The sequence below is a fragment of the Streptomyces sp. NPDC059957 genome (genome assembly GCF_042730015.1).
Lineage (GTDB): Bacteria > Actinomycetota > Actinomycetes > Streptomycetales > Streptomycetaceae > Streptomyces.
In genome coordinates, this window is the sequence record NZ_JBHWMB010000036.1 from 34,599 (window position 1) to 51,570 (window position 16,972).

At 72.1% G+C, this 16,972-nt stretch carries 15 protein-coding genes; 2 read left to right on the top strand and 13 right to left on the bottom strand.

The features are described from left to right. Positions 1–38 precede the first annotated feature (38 nt). A complete protein-coding gene (locus tag ACFWBW_RS23780) occupies positions 39–1,229 on the top strand; it encodes a glutamate--cysteine ligase (RefSeq protein WP_385375617.1) in 1,191 nt (396 codons plus the stop codon). Positions 1,230–1,357: 128 nt separating this feature from the next. Next, entirely contained in the window at positions 1,358–2,659 is a 1,302-nt protein-coding gene (locus ACFWBW_RS23785; protein ID WP_385375620.1) for a cation:proton antiporter, read from the top strand. Positions 2,660–2,865: 206 nt separating this feature from the next. On the opposite strand, the gene ACFWBW_RS23790 is transcribed toward ACFWBW_RS23785, so the two are convergent. From ACFWBW_RS23790 to ACFWBW_RS23850, 13 genes are all read right to left on the bottom strand, one after another. Further along, a complete protein-coding gene (locus ACFWBW_RS23790; RefSeq protein WP_385375623.1) occupies positions 2,866–4,377 on the bottom strand; it encodes a pyridoxal phosphate-dependent decarboxylase family protein in 1,512 nt (503 codons plus the stop codon). Continuing rightward, positions 4,374–5,438, bottom strand: coding sequence for a DMT family transporter (locus ACFWBW_RS23795; protein ID WP_385375626.1), 1,065 nt, complete (start codon positions 5,436–5,438; stop codon positions 4,374–4,376). Before ACFWBW_RS23795 ends, ACFWBW_RS23790 begins: the two co-directional genes overlap by 4 nt. Further along, the gene (locus ACFWBW_RS23800) at positions 5,435–6,397 is read right to left on the bottom strand and encodes a quinone oxidoreductase family protein (protein WP_385375628.1); all 963 of its coding nucleotides are present in this window, start codon (positions 6,395–6,397) and stop codon (positions 5,435–5,437) included. The genes ACFWBW_RS23795 and ACFWBW_RS23800 overlap by 4 nt, the downstream gene beginning before the upstream one ends. After that, positions 6,397–7,866, bottom strand: a complete 1,470-nt coding sequence (locus tag ACFWBW_RS23805; RefSeq protein WP_385375631.1) for a methylaspartate mutase — start codon at positions 7,864–7,866, stop codon at positions 6,397–6,399. The genes ACFWBW_RS23800 and ACFWBW_RS23805 overlap by 1 nt, the downstream gene beginning before the upstream one ends. After that, complete coding sequence (locus tag ACFWBW_RS23810; protein WP_385375634.1) at positions 7,863–8,327, bottom strand: cobalamin-dependent protein; 465 nt, start codon at positions 8,325–8,327, stop codon at positions 7,863–7,865. Before ACFWBW_RS23810 ends, ACFWBW_RS23805 begins: the two co-directional genes overlap by 4 nt. Before the next feature lie 63 nt (positions 8,328–8,390). Then, positions 8,391–9,623, bottom strand: coding sequence for a fatty acid desaturase (locus ACFWBW_RS23815; protein ID WP_385375637.1), 1,233 nt, complete (start codon positions 9,621–9,623; stop codon positions 8,391–8,393). Beyond that, positions 9,614–9,889, bottom strand: a complete 276-nt coding sequence (locus ACFWBW_RS23820; RefSeq protein ID WP_385375640.1) for a hypothetical protein — start codon at positions 9,887–9,889, stop codon at positions 9,614–9,616. The genes ACFWBW_RS23815 and ACFWBW_RS23820 overlap by 10 nt, the downstream gene beginning before the upstream one ends. Next, positions 9,886–10,386 carry a flavin reductase family protein gene (locus ACFWBW_RS23825; RefSeq protein ID WP_385375642.1) on the bottom strand — a complete coding sequence of 167 codons (501 nt, stop codon included), beginning with the start codon at positions 10,384–10,386 and terminating at the stop codon, positions 9,886–9,888. The genes ACFWBW_RS23820 and ACFWBW_RS23825 overlap by 4 nt, the downstream gene beginning before the upstream one ends. Further along, positions 10,376–11,632 carry an MFS transporter gene (locus ACFWBW_RS23830; protein WP_385375645.1) on the bottom strand — a complete coding sequence of 419 codons (1,257 nt, stop codon included), beginning with the start codon at positions 11,630–11,632 and terminating at the stop codon, positions 10,376–10,378. Before ACFWBW_RS23830 ends, ACFWBW_RS23825 begins: the two co-directional genes overlap by 11 nt. Then, positions 11,629–12,708 carry an LLM class flavin-dependent oxidoreductase gene (locus ACFWBW_RS23835; RefSeq protein WP_385375648.1) on the bottom strand — a complete coding sequence of 360 codons (1,080 nt, stop codon included), beginning with the start codon at positions 12,706–12,708 and terminating at the stop codon, positions 11,629–11,631. The genes ACFWBW_RS23830 and ACFWBW_RS23835 overlap by 4 nt, the downstream gene beginning before the upstream one ends. Before the next feature lie 50 nt (positions 12,709–12,758). Then, positions 12,759–14,015, bottom strand: coding sequence for an acetyl-CoA carboxylase biotin carboxylase subunit family protein (locus ACFWBW_RS23840; protein WP_385375651.1), 1,257 nt, complete (start codon positions 14,013–14,015; stop codon positions 12,759–12,761). Next, positions 14,012–15,397, bottom strand: coding sequence for an acetyl-CoA carboxylase biotin carboxylase subunit family protein (locus ACFWBW_RS23845; RefSeq protein ID WP_385375654.1), 1,386 nt, complete (start codon positions 15,395–15,397; stop codon positions 14,012–14,014). Before ACFWBW_RS23845 ends, ACFWBW_RS23840 begins: the two co-directional genes overlap by 4 nt. Beyond that, positions 15,394–16,776 carry an acetyl-CoA carboxylase biotin carboxylase subunit family protein gene (locus ACFWBW_RS23850; protein ID WP_385375657.1) on the bottom strand — a complete coding sequence of 461 codons (1,383 nt, stop codon included), beginning with the start codon at positions 16,774–16,776 and terminating at the stop codon, positions 15,394–15,396. The genes ACFWBW_RS23845 and ACFWBW_RS23850 overlap by 4 nt, the downstream gene beginning before the upstream one ends. Between the last annotated feature and the right edge of the window lie 196 nt (positions 16,777–16,972).

Below are 16,972 nucleotides of genomic sequence, written 5' to 3' on the forward strand. Positions count from 1 at the left end.
GCTCATGATGAAAAGACTCGTATGTCCAGGGAGGCGCAGTGATCGAACCTGGCACCAGCACCACGAGCACCAGCATCCCGAGCACCGGCACCACGAAGACGGGGGCACCCCGCGCGACCGCGACCGATCCGGTCTTCCCGCTCACCCTGGGGGTCGAGGAGGAGTTCCTCCTCGTCGACGCCCGCACCCTGAGGGTGGTCCCGGCCGCCCCGCTCGTCCTGTCCACCGCCGCGGGGCTCCCCCACGAACTGCACCCCGAGGGCACCCGCTACCAGGTGGAGATCTCCACCCCCGTCGCCGACTCGGCCGCGATCCTGCGCAGCGAGCTCGCCGGCCTGCGGCGCACCCTCGCCCGGGCGGCCCGCGCGCACGGGTGCCGGCTGCTGGCCGCTCCCTCGCCGGTGCTCGCCGTGGAGGGCCCGCTCCACCTGACCGACGACGAGCCGCGCCAGCGCGAGCAGGCCCGGCGCTTCGGCGCGCTCACCGACACCCTCGTCAGCTGCGGCCGGCACGTCCACATCGGCACCCTCGACGTGGACACGGCGGTGGCCGTCTCCAACCGGGTCCGGCCCTGGCTGCCCACGCTGATCGCACTGGCGGCCAACTCCCCCTTCTGGGGCGGCCGCGACACCGGGCACGCCAGCTGGCGGGCGATGGCCTGGGCGGGCTGGCCCTCGGCGGGCCTGCCCCCGCACTTCACCTCGACGGCCCACTTCCGGCGCTCCGTGCAGACCCTGCTCGGCTCCGGGGCGGCCCTCGACACCAAGATGGTCTACTGGGACCTGCGGCCCTCGGGGAACTGGCCGACGCTCGAACTGCGGGCCCCCGACATGTCCCCGGACATCGACTCGGCCATCCTCCAGGCCGAACTGGCCCGGGCCCTCGTCGCCACGGCCCTGCGCGAGATCGCCGAGCAGCGGCCCGACCCGCCCGTACGGGACGACGTACTGCGCCTCGCGCGCTGGCGGGCCGCCCACGACGGTCTGGAAGGCTTCGGGCTGGACCCGTACACGGGCGTCGAACTCCCGGCGGCGGACCTGGCGGAGGCCCTGCTCGACCTGGTGGCCCCCGAACTGGCCGCGTCCGGCGACCTCGACCACGCGGCGAGAACCATGGCCGGTCTGCTGCGCGACGGCTCGGGCGCCCACCGGCAGCGCACGGCGTTCGCCCGCCGCGGCGACCTGAGGGACGTCCTGCGCCACCTGGCGGACGAGACGGAGGCCCCCTGACCGCCGTCCGATGGCGCCGGAGCCCACCGGAACCCACCGGAGCCCACCCCGGAGAACGCCGAGTCCGCAGGCGAGGTCCGTCTCCCACCTGCGGCTCGCACTGGATCTGAACCGTACGGAGGCCGATCGTGGCGGATTTCTCTGCTCGGAGTTCAGAAGCGGTCATCGCCATCGCCATGGCCGATATCGCCATCGTCCTCGTCGCCGGCGCGATCCTGGGGTGGCTGGTCCGCTACGTGCGCCAGCCGCCCGTCATCGGGGAGATCATCGCCGGCATCGCCCTGGGTCCGAGCCTTCTCGGCCTGCTGCCCGGAGATCTCCCCGCCCGCGTCTTCCCCGGCGAGGTCCGGCCGTACCTGTCGGCGATAGCCCACGTCGGGCTGCTCGTCTTCATGTTCGGCATCGGCTGGGAATTCGACAAGCGGCTGCTGCGGGGCCGCCGCCGCACGGTGGCAGCGGTCTCGATCGCCTCGGTCGTGGTCCCCTTCGGCCTGGCCGTCGGGCTCGCGACGGTGCTGTACGACCGGCACGACAGCGTCGACGGAACGCGCATCCCCTTCACCGCGTTCGCGCTCTTCCTGGGCGCGGCGATGTCCATCACCGCCTTCCCCGTCCTGGCCCGGATACTGACGGAGCACCGGATGACGGGAACGCGCGTCGGCGTACTGGCACTGGCCAGTGCCGCCATCGACGATGTCCTCGCCTGGTGTCTGCTCGCCCTGGTGGCGGCCATCGTGACCGCGTCCGGCGGTTCCGGGGACTTCGCGCGGACAGCGGTCCTTTCCGTGCTCTACATCGCGGCGATGCTGCTCGTCGTGCGGCCGCTCCTGGCATTCCTCGTACGCCGCTGGGTCCGCGACCGCATGCCGCCGCAGTTCGTCGTGGTGCTCGTCGCCGGGCTGTTCCTGTCCTCCTACGTGACGACATGGATCGGGATCCACGCGATATTCGGCGCCTTCGCCTTCGGTTTCATCATGCCGAGAGAGCCGCGCGGCGTGCTCGGCGAAGGAGTGGAGCGGCCGTTCGGCGGAATGAGCCTGGTACTGCTGCCGGTCTTCTTCGTCGTCACCGGGCTGAACGTCGACATCGGCGCACTGTCCGGCCGCGATCTGCCCGAACTGGCCGCCATCATCGTCGTCGCCTCCGCCGGAAAGCTGATCGGCGCCTCGGTCACGGGGAGACTGGCCGGATTGCCGTGGAGGGAAGCCGGCACCCTCGGCATCCTGATGAACACGCGCGGCCTCACCGAGCTGATCATCCTGAACGCCGGCGTCAGCCTCGGCGTCCTGGACAGCCGGATGTTCACCATGATGGTCGTGATGGCGTTGTTCACCACCGTGCTCACCGGACCGTTCCTTTCGAAGGCTCCGGTACGCGCCGACCAGGCCGGCTCCCCGAGGCGGCCGACGATGCCCCTGCCCAGGTACTGACCTGGCCGCGCTCGTGGAACGCCGGCGCGTCATCGGCGCGACCCACCGGGGCCGCGGCGTCGAAGCGGAGACGGAAGACCTCCGGGTCGCCCTGACCTCGCGAACGAGGCGTACGGCCCCGGTCCCCACCACCGGGGCCGCACCCTTGCCGTGCAGTCGGCTCCCACGGTGGGGTGCTGCTGCCGGTCCTCTTCATCGACAGGTGCTCAACGCCCGGCCGCCACCTGCCCCGAGAGCTCCCGGGCCGCGGCCGTGACGTCCGTGAGCAGGGCGTCGATGTCGTCCTCGGTCGTCGTCGGGTTGAGGAAGACCAGCTTGAGATGGACCTGCGGCGTGCCGTCCGGTCCGGCGATCTTCGTACGGGCGAGCAGGGCGCGGCCGTCCGTCATCAACTTGCGGCGCACCGCCGCGTTCCAGGCGCTCTCGTCCGCCACCGGGGTCCCGTCCACGGGGGTGCAGCGGAAGATGACCGTGGTGAGCAGCGGGTCCGCCACGAGTTCCAGGCCGTCGGTGGCGGCGATCCGGCTCGCGGCGTAGCGCGCCTGGTCGTGGCAGGCGTCCACCCAGTCGCCCATGCCCTCGCGGCCGACCGTGAGGAGCGTGGCGGCCATCTTGAAGGCGTCGGAGCGGCGGGTGGTCTGGAGCGAGGTGCCGAGCAGGGCGGTGAATCCGAGGGCCTCGTCGTCGGACGGGTTGAGGTAGACGGCCTGCTCGTCGAGGCACTCCATGTGCCGCCGGTCACGGACCACGATCACGCTCGAAGAGGCCGGAGTCCAGCCGAACTTGTGCAGGTCGAAGGCGACCGAGTCGGCCCGGCCCAGGCCGTTCAGGAGCGGGGCCAGGTTCGGCGAGAACAGCGCGCCCATGCCGTAGGCGGCGTCGACGTGCAGCCAGATCCCGTACTCGGTGGCGAGGTCCGCCAGTTCGGGCAGCGGGTCGAAGGAGCCGTGGTCGGTGGTGCCGGCGGTGGCGACGATGGCGATGGGGACCTCGTCCGCGTCGAAGGCCTCGACGATCCGGCGGGCCTCGCCGGCGAGCATCCGGCCCCGGTCGTCCACCGGCACCTTCACCACGGCGGACCGGCCGAGCCCCAGGAAGCCCGCGGCCCGCGCGACCGAGAAGTGGGCGGCGGCGGAGCACAGGATCCGCGGGCGGACCTGGCGGCCCGCGAGTCCTGTCGCCGACACCTCGCCGGTGTCCTTCAGGGCGCGGTCCCGGCTGAACAGCAGGCCCATCAGGTTCGAGATGGAGCCCCCGGGCGTCAGGGTCCCGCCGGCTTCCGCGCCGAAGCCGACCCACGAGGCCATCTCCTGGATGAGCTGCCGTTCCAGTTCGAGCGCGAACGGGCCGCTCTCCCAGGCGTGCAGGGACTGGTTGAGCGCGGCGGCGAGCATGTCGGCGGCGGCGGACGCGGCGGTGGGCGCGCACTGCATCCGGGCCACGGCCGAGGGGTGGGTGAGGTCGACGGCCCCCAGGGCGTACGCCTCGAAGAGTTCCGTCACGCGCTGCGCGCTGGGCTCGTCGGTGAGGAACCGTCCGCCGCCCAACACCTCGCGCACCGCGGCGGAGGCCGCCTCGGGCCCGCCGGGCGCGACCGGGCCGCCCCGCTTGAGGGTGGCGTCGCGGAGGGCGCCGAGGGCCGTGTCCAGGAGGCTCCTGAGCTGCTCCAGACCCTCCGGACGGCCTGCGAGGGCTGCGTTCCTGCCAGTGGAGATCATGACTGCCGGGTTCCTTCGGTGAGGGTGGGAGAGGGGTGGGAGGCGGGGGCGGGTCTGGGGGCGGGGTGGGAGGCGGGCCCGGGGGCGGGGTGGGGGGCGGGTCTGGGGGCGGGGTGGGAGGCGGGGTGGGAGGCGGGGGCGGGTCCGGGGGCCTTGCGGGCTCCGCGGATGACACCGATCGAGGCGGCCACGACGGCGATCAGGCCCGCCACCTGGGCCGGAGCGAGGGTCTCGTGCAGAACGACCAGGGCGACCAGGGCCCCGATCGCCGGTTCCAGGCTGAGCAGCACGCCGAAGACCAGGGCCGACACCCGGCGCAGGGTCTCCATCTCGCAGGTGTACGGAACGAGCGAGGACAGCATCGCGACGCCGAAGCCGAAGATCAGGACTTCGGGGCGGGCGAGCGTCTGCGCACCCTCCACGAGCCCGGCCGGCAGCGAGCACAGCGTGCCGAAGGCCATGGCGAGCGCGAGCCCCCCACCGCCGGGCAGCACCTTCCCGACTCTGGCCGACAGCGGCACGTACGAGCCCCAGAAGACGGCACAGGCAAGGGCGATCAGCAGGCCCGTGAGGCCCGCGGCGCCGCCCTGCCAGCCGAGCAGCGCGATGCCCGCGGCCGCGAGCACGATCCAGAGCCGGTCACCGGCCCGGCGCGAGGACAGGCCGGCGATCGCGAGCGGGCCCGCCATGCCCACGGTGAGCGCCACCCCGACCGGCATCTTGGCCATGGCCAGGTAGAAGCAGATGTTCATGCCCGCGATGGCCACGCCGAGGGCGGCCACGGCGCTCGCCGTACGCCGGTCGAGGCGCACGGAGGGCCGCCACCACAGCAGGAGCACGAGGGCCGAGAAGCCGAGGCGCATCAGGGTCACCGTCGCCGGGCCTACCGTGCCGAACAGCTGCTTGGCGAAGACCGCGCCCAGCTGGGTGCTGAACATGCCGATGAGCATCAGGGCCGGGGCCGGGACCACACCGATGCCCCGGGCGGGACGGACGCCCGCCGTCGCGTCCGTACCCGCGCTCTTGCTCGTACTCGTACTCGTTCCGATGTCGATGCTCATGGCGTGAGCAGGACCTTTCCGGTGGTGCCGCGGCCTTCGAGCAGCTCGTGCGCCCGCGCCGCCTCGGCCAGCGGCAGCTGCGCCCGCACGTTCGGGCGGACGACGCCCTGGGCGACGTAGCGGAACAGCTCGGCGGCCGCGGCCCGCAGGGACGGTGCGTCCGGCACGTGGTCGGCGAGGGTGGGGCGGGTCAGGTGGAGCGAGCCGGCGGTGCGCAGCAGCTCCACGTCGATGGGGGGCACGGGGCCGCTGGACAGGCCGCAGACGACGAGGGTGCCGCGCCGGCGCAGGGCCTTGACGCTGGTCTCGAAGGTGGCCGCGCCGACCGAGTCGTAGACCACGTGCGCGCCCTCGCCGCCGGTGAGTTCGCGCACGGCGTCCGCGAACCCCTCGTAGGGGACGGCGTGGTGGGCGCCGGCCTCCAGAGCGGTCTCCCGCTTCTCCTTGCTGGAGGCGACGGCGACGACGTTCGCGCCACGGTGCACGGCCAGCTGTACGAGGAGCTGGCCCAGGCCGCCGGCGGCGGCGAGGACGACGACGGTCTCGCCCGCCGCCACCGGGTGGGTGGTATGGCTGAGGTAGTGCGCGGCGAGGCCCTGGAGCAGGACGGCGGCCGCGTCCTCGAGGGTCACCGTCTCGGGGACGGGGACCAGCTTGGCCGCGGGGACGGCGGTGTACTCGGCGTAGGCGCCGAGCTGGGTCGCGTAGGCGACGCGGTCGCCGGGGGTGACGTCGTCGACGCCCTCGCCGACGGCGGTGACGATGCCGGCGGCCTCCTGGCCGGGGACGAGCGGGTACGGGGCCGGGTAGGTGCCGTTGCGGTAGTAGACGTCGATGAAGTTGAGGCCGACGGCGGTGTTGCGGACGACGACCTGACCGGGGAGGGCGGCCGGTTCGGGGAGCTCCGTGGGGGTGAGGGCGGAGGGGGCACCGGCCTGGGTGACGTGGACGGCTCGCATCAGATCGGTTCCTCGGTTCGCGGGGTGCGGGTGGCGGAGACGGGTGCCGGGGCGGAGCGGGGCCGGGCGGAGGCCGGCTCCTCCTCCTGGAAGACGTGGCGGAAGTGGTTGATGTCGCCGGTGAGGCCCCGCATCAGCGTGTCCAGGGCGGGATCCGGGCCGTCGACCGCGTGCAGGAGCTCGGTGTTGCGGCGTACGTGGGCCGGCGAGAACGGCAGCGCGCCCATCGACAGGTAGCGGATGGCGCCCGAGCGGTCGCGCCGGGGGATGAGGTCGGAGCGGGCGTACCGGCTGGCGCTGAAGGGGATGTCGAGCCGGCCCTCCGCGAACGCCTCGACGATCGCCCCGATCAGGTCGGCCCGTTCCAGGAGCGGCTCGACGAGGTCGGCGACCTCGTCGAGGATCCACTCCATCTCCTGCCGCACCTGTGCGTCGTCGACGGTGATGAAGTCCAGGAGCGGCGAGTTGGCGCGGTCGGCGAGCCGCAGGCCCTCCACGTTCGCGGCCGTGTCGGGGATCCCGTACGCCTCCTGATGGGTCTTGGTGATCAGCTTGGAGGCGCCGCCGAGCCGGGCGACCAGCGCGCCGTAGAGGATCAGGTCCTCCGCGTTGCCCCGCTCCCGGGGGAAGACGCCCATGAACTCGTGGAGCACCGCGTGGACGGTGACCCCGGCGGGCAGGTACCGCTCGGCCAGCACCGGGATGCTCCGCAGGGCCGCGATGTCCTGGGCGAGATGGCCGCCCTGCGGGTACGCCACGGAGATGCAGCGCACGCCGGCGCGGGCGGCGAGGACCGCTTCCAGGACGCTGATGGCGAGGCTGATGGAAGGCGGTACGAGGACGGCGGTGAGCGTGCCGAACAGCTCGCGGTCGATGACCACGCCGTGTTCGGCGAGCTCCCCGCACCGCCGGTCCACGTCCTGCCAGGCACCGAGGGACTCGGCGAGCGGTACGGCCTTCGAGTAGGGCAGGTTGTACGAGATCCCGCCGCCCTCGAAGGAGGTGATGCCGGAGGCCACGGACACGTCGAACAGGATGCGGGCGTCCGGGGAGCCGTGCCGGATCTCCAGCGGCGCCGCGATCAGCTCGTTGATCTCGCGGCCCCGCTGCCAGCCGTGGGCCACCATCGGGTAGCCGTTGAGGTCGGCGGGGCGCAGGTTGAGGGTGCGCAGCGCTTCCTCGAACCGCAGCAGGCGGGTGTGCGAGTCGATGGTGAGGGTCAGGATGTCGGGCGCGGCCTCGGCCTCCAGGGTGGCGAGGAGTGCCTTCATCTCCTCGTGTCCGCCGACGCCGCAGCGCGGCTGGATCGCCACCCGGCCCTGCGCCCGGCACCGGTCGAGGACCTCGGCGGCGGTGGGCTTGCCCAGCGAGGTGATGTAGGCGGCGGACTCGGCCGGTGTCGGCAGTGGCGCCGCCGCCGTGTCGGGGCGCGGGGCCTTGCCGAGCGAGCGGAGCGAGGTCGGGCTCATGACGCCGCCCGTTCGGAGGCCACGGCGACGTGTTCGCGCTCGGTGCGCAACGCGTCGAGCAGGTCGGGCAGTTCGGACGGGTCGCCCAGGATGTGGTCCACGCCGGCGGCGTAGAGGCGGTCGTGCGAGGAGCCGTCCTTGTGGCTGCCGACCGACAGGTTGCCGCCGACGATGACGGGGCAGGCGATCCGGCCGGACTGCTTGGCCCGGTCGAGCCCGCGCAGGTCCTCGTGGACGTGGCCGTTGAGACTGCCGATGACGACGGCCTCGGCCTCGGGGTGGCGGGCGCACGCCTCGGCGAACTCCTCGACGGGGGTGCAGGTGCCGAGGTTGACTACGTCGAAACCGAGCCCGCGCAGCGAGTAGGCGATGAGGTGGTTGGCCACGGCGTGGCTGTCGCTGGCGGCGACGCCGAGGATGACGGTACGAGCTGCCGGTTCCGGGTGGGAGGTGGTCCGCATCGATGAGTTCCTGGATCGGGAGGAGGGATGAGGGGAGGGAAGGGGGACGGGCGGGCCCGGGGCTCAGTCGTCGAAGGCGGCGAAGAGCTCGCGCTTGCTGACGGACTTGAGGCGGTTCACGTCGAACTCCTCGGCGTCGGCCACGGCCAGCGAGTCGAAGACGTAACTGATCGCGGGCACCAGGCCCCACACCTCGTGGTACGGCGGCCGGTTGGGGTCCCCCGCCGCTGCCGCCGCCTCGGCGTCCTGCCGGCGGGCGAAGATGTAGTTGGACCAGTCGTCGCTGCGCGGGTGACGGTGGTGGTAGTCGTGGACGACGGTGTCACCGGTCAGCACCAGGTAGCGGGACGGGGCGTGCACGAACAGCATCCGCAGCGTCCAGCGGCTCCAGGCGAGGGCGCGTCGCCCGGCGGGCAGTTCGGGCGACGGGGCGGGGTCGCCGATGAAGATCGCGTTGGTGAGGGAGGTGAAGTACGCCCGGCTGCGGCGGTCCGTCAGGCCCGCCTCGGGAAAGGTGTGCTTCACGCAGAGCCGCAGGGTGTTGCTGATCTGGAAGAGCGGGACGAGCGGCACGAACCAGACCACGAGCAGCGCCTGCCACGTACCGGTGAGGACGGTGGCGGCGGCGGCCGTGCCGTACAGCGCGAGCGCGGTGACCTTCTCGCTGCGCGCGGACTCCTTCGAGAAGGACAGCACGCGGGAGACGGCGAAGGCGAAGTGGAAGCGCGGCGAGACCAGCTTCAGAAGGAGCCGGCGCCACATCTGGCGGCGGGTCATCCCCGGGTGCATGCCGAGGCTGACCAGGAAGGCCTGGACCGTGGGGTCCTGGAGCGTCATGTGGCCGGTGGCGTGGTGGTCGGCGACGTGCTCACGGCTGTAGCGGGCGAAGTTCTGGATGACGAGCACGCTCGATATGGCGTGGCCGATGGCCTTGTCCGGCTTTCGACTCCGGTACATGTTCCGGTGCGAGCACTGGTGGTAGATCATCATGCGGAGGTTGCGGAACCCGTGCAGGGTCATCGCCCATCCGGGGAGCAGCAACAGCAGGCCGGTGCCGCCGAGCCCGTATCCGAGGATGCTGACGAGCAGTCCGAGTACCAGCGACGTGGTCGCGGTCACCAGGTGGAAGGTGGGTGTCCAGCGGAGGGACCGCTGCTGGGGCAGGGCCTTTCCGGTGAAGACCGTCAGCGGGTACTGGAGCACTCCGGGGAGCACGTTCATGCTCTCCCGCGGGTCCTGGGCGGTCTCGGTCCTGTCGCGGCGGACCGTGGGGGTCTCGGAGGTGATCACGGGCATGAGGACTCCTGGAGTGAGGAAGGGGGGTACGGGTCGGACTGGAGGCGGACGCCGACCGAGCAGGGGAAGGTCGCGCGGCCCGGCACGGACAGCAGCTCTCGCGCGTCGCTGCCCGTGAGGACGACCTCGATGTAGTCGTCGGCGCCGGAGCGGCCCCGGCCGTTCCTGACCACGATGTGGAGGGAGAGGTTGCCCTCCGCGTCCAGCGTGGGCGTGACCGTGCCGTCCACGACTCCGGGGATCATGCTGTTCGGTGTCCGGGTCATCGGGGTTCTCCCATCGCGGGTGTGGGGCTCGCGGCGCGGAAGCCCCGTCGGTACCACAGGAGCGGCTTGGCCTCTCCGTGGGTGCGCAGTCCGGTGAGCCGGCCGATGAGCAGCTGGTGGTCGCCCGTCGGTATCCGGTCGACGGCCGTGCAGCGGAACACCGCGGTGGCGTCGGTGAGGTAGGGCAGTCCGCTCTCGGGCATGTCCGCGAAGCCGCCCTGGGCGAACCGGTCCACGCCGCGCCGGGCGAAGCGGTCGGCGACCTCCGTGTGGTGCTCGCCGAGCACGTTGATCACGAACTCGGGTGAGGTGCTCAGTGCCTCCCGGCAGCTGGATTCGTTGCCCAGGCCGACCAGGACGAGCGGTGGGTCCATCGACACCGAGGTCACCGCGCTGGCGGTGAACCCCCACCGCCGCCCGGCCGTGTCCCGGGTGGTGACGACGGTCAGCGGGGCCGTGAGGTGCGCCATCGCCTCGCGGAACGTCTCACTGTCCACCGGACAGGGCAGGCTGAGCTCCTGAGCCGACACGGGACACCTCCTTCTCGCGGAAGCTGCGGATCGTCAGCGGCATGAAGACCGCCCCGTACAGACCGAGCAGGACCGCCAGCGCGGCAACGAGCCGCTGGGGGCCGACGGTCGCTCCGACGGTGCTGATGAGGAGGCCGCCGACGGGGTAGGAGAGCAGGCCCACCAGGAAGAAGGGGCCCATCACCTTGCCCAGGTGCTCCCGGGGGATGGCCTTCACCCGCTGGGTGCGGTTGAAGATGTTGAAGTACGCGACCCCGGACATCGCGACCACGAACGCCGCCGCGTACAGCCAGAAGGACGAAGCCGTACCGAGCAGCAGCAGACAGCCGGTGAGGACCGTGTAGCCGAGCGAGCCGAGGAAGTTCACGTCGAACCTGCGCAGCAGCAGCGGGGTGAGGAGCAGGTTCAGCAGCCCGACGATGCCGACGAACATGTTGAGCATCGCGAACTGCGACTCGGGGGCCTTCAGGACACCGGTCACCACTGCCGCGTTCGCGGCGAGGACGGTGGAGAAGACCAGGTTGATCGCGAAGTTCAGGCCGGCGAGCAGGATGACCGGCCGGTTGCCGACCAGCAGCTTCCAGCCGAGGCCGAGGTCGGCCAGGGTCGCCCGGACCCCGCGTGCCAGGGCCGGCTCCTGCGGTGCGGTGCGCGGCAGCACCAGCCAGCTGCAGGCGGCGGTCGCGAAGAGCGCGCCGGCGAGGGCGAGCAGCCAGACCTTCCCGAGGAAGGTCACGGCCACCATCGCCAGGCCCGGGCCGAGCGCCATGGCGAGGAGTTCCATGTTCTGTACGAGCGACTGGGTCCTGGCCAGGTCCGAGCCCTGGGCCAGCTGCGGGACGACCTTCTCGATGGACATCCGGATCGGCGCGACGAGCGTGGAGAGCAGGGCGCCGGTCACCATCAGGGTCGGTACCGTCCACGACGGCCGCAGGACGCAGAGCAGGACGGCGCAGGCGATGACGACCGCGCGCGCGGTGTTGGCGCGCGAGAAGAGCCGCGGGCCGCCGTCCCGGTCGGCGATCAGTCCCGCGAAGGGGTAGGCGAGCAGGCAGGGCAGCCATTCGACGGCGTAGGCGATGCCGAGGGAGGAGACCTGGCGCGTCTCCTGGAAGATGAGCAGCGGGACGCTGAACATCACCACCTGCTCGGCCGTCAGCCCGACCAGGACACCGGTCCCGAAGAGGCCGCGGCGGTTCCGCTCGCCGGTCATCGCGCGCCCGCAAGGGAGACGTCGTGCTCCTTCTCGTACGCGCGCACCGCCGGCACCACGTGGGTGAAGAAGTTCCGCATCTCGTCGCGGGCCGGCCAGCCGGAGAAGATGAACTGCCCGACTCCCGCGGCCTTGTACTCCATGAGGTAGGCGGCGACCTCCTCGTAGCTGCCGACCAGGCACAGCGCAGGGCCGCCCCGGTAGGCGACGGCGCCGGAGTACAGGACCGGCGAGAGCCAGCCGTGCCCGGCCCGCTCGGCGAGGCGCATCGAGTTCTTGACCGCCTCGGAGTCGCCGGCCTCGACGAAGGCCTTCACGTACGCCCGGTGGTTCTCGTCGGTCTCGCTCATCACCTCGGCGAGCTCGACGAGCGCCTCCTCCCGGGTCGCGCGGGCCAGCACCTGCATGCGCAGGCCCACGTCCGTGCCGGCGGCGACGAGGGGGGCGGCGGCCTTGGCGATCTCCTGCGGGGTGTCCCCGTACCGGAACCAGCAGTCGCCGTACCGGATGGCGGTCTGCTGGGCGACGGCCGAGTTGCCGCTGATGTAGATCTCGGGGCGGCCGCCGCCCTTGTGGCCGAGGCCGAGCTGCGCGTCGACGACCCGGTAGTGGTCGCCGGTGAACGTCACCGGCTCTCCGCCGCTCCACAGCTGGTGCAGGATGTCGAGGAACTCGCCCTCTCGGGCGTAGCGCTCGTCGTGGGCGAGGAAGTCGCCGTAGTAGGCCTGCTCGACCGGAGAGGTGCCGGCGACCACGTTGAGCGCGACCCGGCGGTCGGACATCCACGACACCGTGTTGACGATCTGGGCGAAGAGGGTGGGAGCGAGCAGCCCGGGCCGGTACGCCAGGATGAACTTGACCCGCTCGGTCTCCCGTACCAGCGCGCCGATGATGGGCAGCGGGTCCGGCAGGGTGTAGCTCTGTGCCATCAGCAGGGACTCGACCCCGAGTGCGTCCGCGTCCTGCGCGAATTCGATCGCGCCGTCCAGGTCGAGCAGGTCGGAGCGGTACTTCTGCGTCGACTTCTTCTGCCCGCTGTCCAGCGACGAGCCCCAGTGGAACCTGAGTTCGGCCATGGTCTTTCTTCTCTCTCGGTCTCGGATGGTGGGTCGCGCGGCTCGGGGCTCTACGCGATCGCATCGAGCGTGCGCGGGGCGGAGGTCCGCAGCCGCAGCGACGCGAACAGGCGCGTCAGCCACCTGCGGGTTGCTTCCGGGGAGTCGGCGGAGACGATGCCGGCGAGCACGGTCTCGTGGGCTCCGTACGTGATGTGGTCGGGCAGCGGACTGCCGGCCTGCAGCTCGTGCCAGGTGACGGTCTCGGGGGCCGAGCGGAAAGGCTCCGCCCCGTCGAAGCCGTCGAAGACGCGGGCTCCGAGATGGTGTCCGGGGTGGACGAACCAGCCGTACCAGGAGCGGTCGGCGGGGGGCTGCGGCAGCGTGCCCGCGACGGAATCGCCGACCAGGATGCGCAGCTCGAAGGAGGGCAGGTGGACGCCGGTCGCCAGTTCGAAGGTGTCGACGACGTCCGCGCCGCCGACCCGGTTGCCGACCTCCAGGAAGACCGGTTCGGTCCCGTCGAGGATGGCCTCCAGGTGGAAGCTGCCGTTCTCGATGCGTACGGCGGCGAGCGCGGTGGCGACCCAGTCGCGCAGCCGGTCCGTGACCTCGAACTGGAAGGAGCCCACCGGGGTGCCGTGCGCGTACTCCAGGCAGGTGCCCACGTACTCGCCGGCGCCCAGGGTCAGCACGGTCCCCTTCTCGACCAGGCCGTCGAAGTGCAGGATCGGCCCTTCGACGAACTCCTCGACCTCGTGCTCCGGCAGTCCCCTGCCGTCCTCGTCGATCGAGGAGACTCCGGTCCGCCGCCCGACCAGGGCCTCGTGGGCCTCGGCCGCACTGTCGAAGACGACGACGTCGACACTGGACGCGCCCCGGTGCGGCTTGAGGACCGTCCTGCCCGTCCACGGCGAGCGCCCGCCGTCCGCCAGGAACTGCGCCGCCGGCAGGAAGCGCGGCACGCGCAGCCCCGTCCGCTCGACGGCCTGCTTCATCAGGATCTTGTCGCGGGCGAGTTCGACCTGCTCCACCGTCGCGCCCTCGACCCCGAGGTCGGCGCGCAGGCGGGCGGCGTCGAGCAGCTCGTACTCCGACATCGAGATCACCCGGTCGAAGCTCCGCGGCCGCTCGTCGAGCCAGGTCCGCGCCTCGTCGTAAGGCGCCCGCAGCCCCGGGCGCTCCACCCGCTCGCAGCGCAGGTCGTCCGGGAGGGTCGCGAGCGCCGCCCGCCGGCCGAAGTAGGTGACCTCGTGCAGGTCGTGATCGATGCCCCGGTGGTACGCGATCTTCTGGTACGGCACGCGGTGCAGGACGAGGATCCTCATCGGGCTGCCTCCATCATCGTGGTCGGGTCGAGGGGGGCCGCGGAAGCCGCCGTGCGCGGTGCCCCGTGGAACGGGCCCCGGCCGGAGCTCGCGTCCAGCGCGTCCAGCCAGGCCTCGCGCAGGGTCTGCACGAGCTCGCCCATGTCGACGTCCGCGGCGGTGAGGACGACACAGCCCTGGGCGGCGAAGTCGGCGTTGTCCCGGGCGGTGGCGTGCAGCCGGCGCCGCGCGGGGGAAACCCAGCCGAACTCCCTGACGGAGAGTTCGTGCGGGAGCAGCCGGTGGATGGCGGCGGTCGCCGCGACGGCGTCCTCGAAGGGGGTCTCGCCGGGGGCGACGTCCTGCGGCGCGAACGGCCGGTCGGTCTTCACGCCCAGCATCACCGTGGCGGCCGAGCAGGACGGCTCGGGCAGGGCGGGGCCGGCCGTGTGCCCGAAGGCCGCGTCGACCCAGCGGTGGTAGAGGTCGATGCCGTAGACCCAGCGGGCCAGCGACCAGATCTTCATGCCCGCGGGCCGCCGGTTGGGCTCGACGACGGCCGTGGAACCGGCGTCGTCGCTCAGCCTGATCTCGTTGTGGAAGGGGCCCTCGTACTGCCCGACCAGCCAGTTGACCTGCCGTCCGGCCCGCTCCACGGCGGACCGCTCGGCGTGGTTCAGCCGGGCCGGCAGGATCTGGGCCACCTCGACGGGGTAGCGGCCGGTGGCACTGACCTTCTCGGTGACGAAGGAGAGCTGGCCCAGGCCGTCGAAGGAGTACTCCCGGCGGTAGGGCAGCAGTTCCTCGCAGATCACCCCGCCCTCGACGTACGGGCCGACCTCGGCGAACGCGGCGTCGAGGGAGTCCCCGGGCCGCACCACGACCACGCCCCGGTTGTTGCCCTCCTTGGTCGGCTTCACCACGAAGCCGTCCGGGTGGCTGCGGGAGAAGGCTTCCAGGCCCTCGCGCGAGTCGACCGTGGCGAAGTCGGGTACGAGCAGCCGCTGGGCGGCGAGCAACTTGCGGTGGGCCGCCTCGCTGAGCCGGTACTCGTGCTTGCAGAAGGCCCCGCCGGCGAGCTCCGGCGAGTCGATGCGCAGCCCCAGGCGCTCCAGGAGCAGGGCCCCGCTCTGGACCGCGTTGTCGGAGAAGACGACGCCTGCCCTGAACTCCTCGCGCCGGGGCCCGAGGAGCCGCTCCGCCGCCTCCACGAAGTCGGCGCGCAGCGGGTCGAGGTCGATGACCTCGTCGCAGATCTCGGCGTCGACGGGGGTCGGGTCGGCGCGGATGAGGGTGACGTCCGCGCCGTGGTGCTCGCGGGCGTACGCGCTCATGTGGCGCACGTCGTCGACCCGGGACAGGTTGTAGTCGATGATCAAGAACCGGCTGGTCGGTCGGCTCACCGCGGGCCCCTCTCGTCCTGGATCTCGTACTGGATGTCGATGGCGTGCGCGGAGGTGCGCGTCACCTGCGGCAGCAGCCGGTCGCTGTCGCCGCGCGGGTAGCTCCACAGGAGCTGCCCGAGGAACACCTCGCGCGCGGTGGCGTCGACGGTGTCTCCGGCCTTGAGCAGGATGTGCGTGACCACGGGTTCGAGCGGGAGGTCCTCGCTCACCCGCACCGATGCGATGCGCCCCTTCTCGGCGAAGAAGACCCGGAAGAAGGTGGCGTTCTCCGTCGGCGTCTCGCCGTCGGCCGTGTAGGAGAGTGCGGCGAGGTGCTCCGCGAACTCCTCCGCCGCTCCTGCCGGTGCGGTGCTCCCGGCCGCGAGGAGCGCGTCGATCCAGAGGTCCAGCAGGCTCGTGCCACCGGTCAGCTCCCTGGTGCTGTGGGAGATCAGGCTGCCGCCGACCCGGGGGTTGACCTCGATGAGGTCCCAGCGGGTCCCGTGCGGACGGGACGCGTCGTGGCGGGCCTCGATGTGGAAGCAGCCCCAGCGCACGTCGAGTTCGGCGAGGATCCGGCGCACCCAGGCGATGCCGGCGGCGCGTTCCCCGGCGCCGGCGCTGACCGGCGGGCTGGTGCAGGCGTTCTCCAGGACCGTGCCGGCCGTCTCGGTCACCTCGCACTTCTCGTGCACGGCGACCACGTGGGCCGTTCCGTCGACGGCGACGACCTCGAAGCTGAACTCCCGCCCGGGCAGGTAGTCCTCCACGAGGAAGCTCAGGCCCTCGTCACCGAAGGCCGAGGCGTAGACCGTGTCGTCGCGCGCTTCGGCCGTGATCCGCTCGATGTCGGCCCAGGTGGTACGGGGGGTGAGCGGGAAGGCCCCGTAGGAGGCGATGCCGCTCACCGGCTTGACGAAGTGGCGTCCCTCGTCGCCCTGGCGGAGCGCGAGCGTCTGCGGGGTGAGCCCGGATGCCCGGACGCGGGTGAGTCCCGCGTCGAACAGCCGGCTGCGCAAGGCGAGTTTGTCGCGGAGCCCGAGGATCTGCTTCTCGTCGAGGTCGCCCACGCCGAGCGTCTCGTTGGCGAAGGCCATCAGATGGCGGTAGCCCTCCCAGACCGTGACGCAGGCCAGGACGGTCTCTCCGTTGCGGCGGAGCTCTTCCAGGCAGGCGGTGACGTCCTGGTGGGTCAGGACGTGCTCCGGTGCGGCCGTCAGGTGGTCGGTCATGTTCCGCAGTGCGTCCAGGCGTCCCTCGTGGGCCGGCTCCGGCCGCGAGCTGAGGACGAAGGTCTTGAGCCGCCTTGCGCCGAGCGTTTCGACGAGGTCCTCCACGAAGGAGAAGCCGACGTGGCTGAGAAGGAGGATCCCCCCGCCCGTGTGCTGCTTGTGCACGATGCTCCTTGCTCCTTTGCCGAGGGGCCGGGGGGGGGGGGGGGAGGGGGGGGGGGGGGGGGGGGGGGTACAGAGAGGAGGGGGGGGGGAGGAGGAAAATCAACCCACCCCCGGCGGGCCCGCGGGGAGCCCCCCCGCTCCCGCGATCCGGCCGCCCGCCGCCCGTACGGCGATCGCGGCGTCCTCGGCCCAGACG

Coding starts and splice junctions, on each gene's coding strand:
- ACFWBW_RS23815 (WP_385375637.1), bottom strand. CDS start 9,623: ATGCCCGTGATCACCTCCGAGACCCCCACGGTCCGCCGCGACAGGACC.
- ACFWBW_RS23840 (WP_385375651.1), bottom strand. CDS start 14,015: ATGAGGATCCTCGTCCTGCACCGCGTGCCGTACCAGAAGATCGCGTAC.
- ACFWBW_RS23820 (WP_385375640.1), bottom strand. CDS start 9,889: ATGACCCGGACACCGAACAGCATGATCCCCGGAGTCGTGGACGGCACG.
- ACFWBW_RS23790 (WP_385375623.1), bottom strand. CDS start 4,377: ATGATCTCCACTGGCAGGAACGCAGCCCTCGCAGGCCGTCCGGAGGGT.
- ACFWBW_RS23830 (WP_385375645.1), bottom strand. CDS start 11,632: ATGACCGGCGAGCGGAACCGCCGCGGCCTCTTCGGGACCGGTGTCCTG.
- ACFWBW_RS23810 (WP_385375634.1), bottom strand. CDS start 8,327: ATGCGGACCACCTCCCACCCGGAACCGGCAGCTCGTACCGTCATCCTC.
- ACFWBW_RS23835 (WP_385375648.1), bottom strand. CDS start 12,708: ATGGCCGAACTCAGGTTCCACTGGGGCTCGTCGCTGGACAGCGGGCAG.
- ACFWBW_RS23795 (WP_385375626.1), bottom strand. CDS start 5,438: ATGAGCATCGACATCGGAACGAGTACGAGTACGAGCAAGAGCGCGGGT.
- ACFWBW_RS23805 (WP_385375631.1), bottom strand. CDS start 7,866: ATGAGCCCGACCTCGCTCCGCTCGCTCGGCAAGGCCCCGCGCCCCGAC.
- ACFWBW_RS23800 (WP_385375628.1), bottom strand. CDS start 6,397: ATGCGAGCCGTCCACGTCACCCAGGCCGGTGCCCCCTCCGCCCTCACC.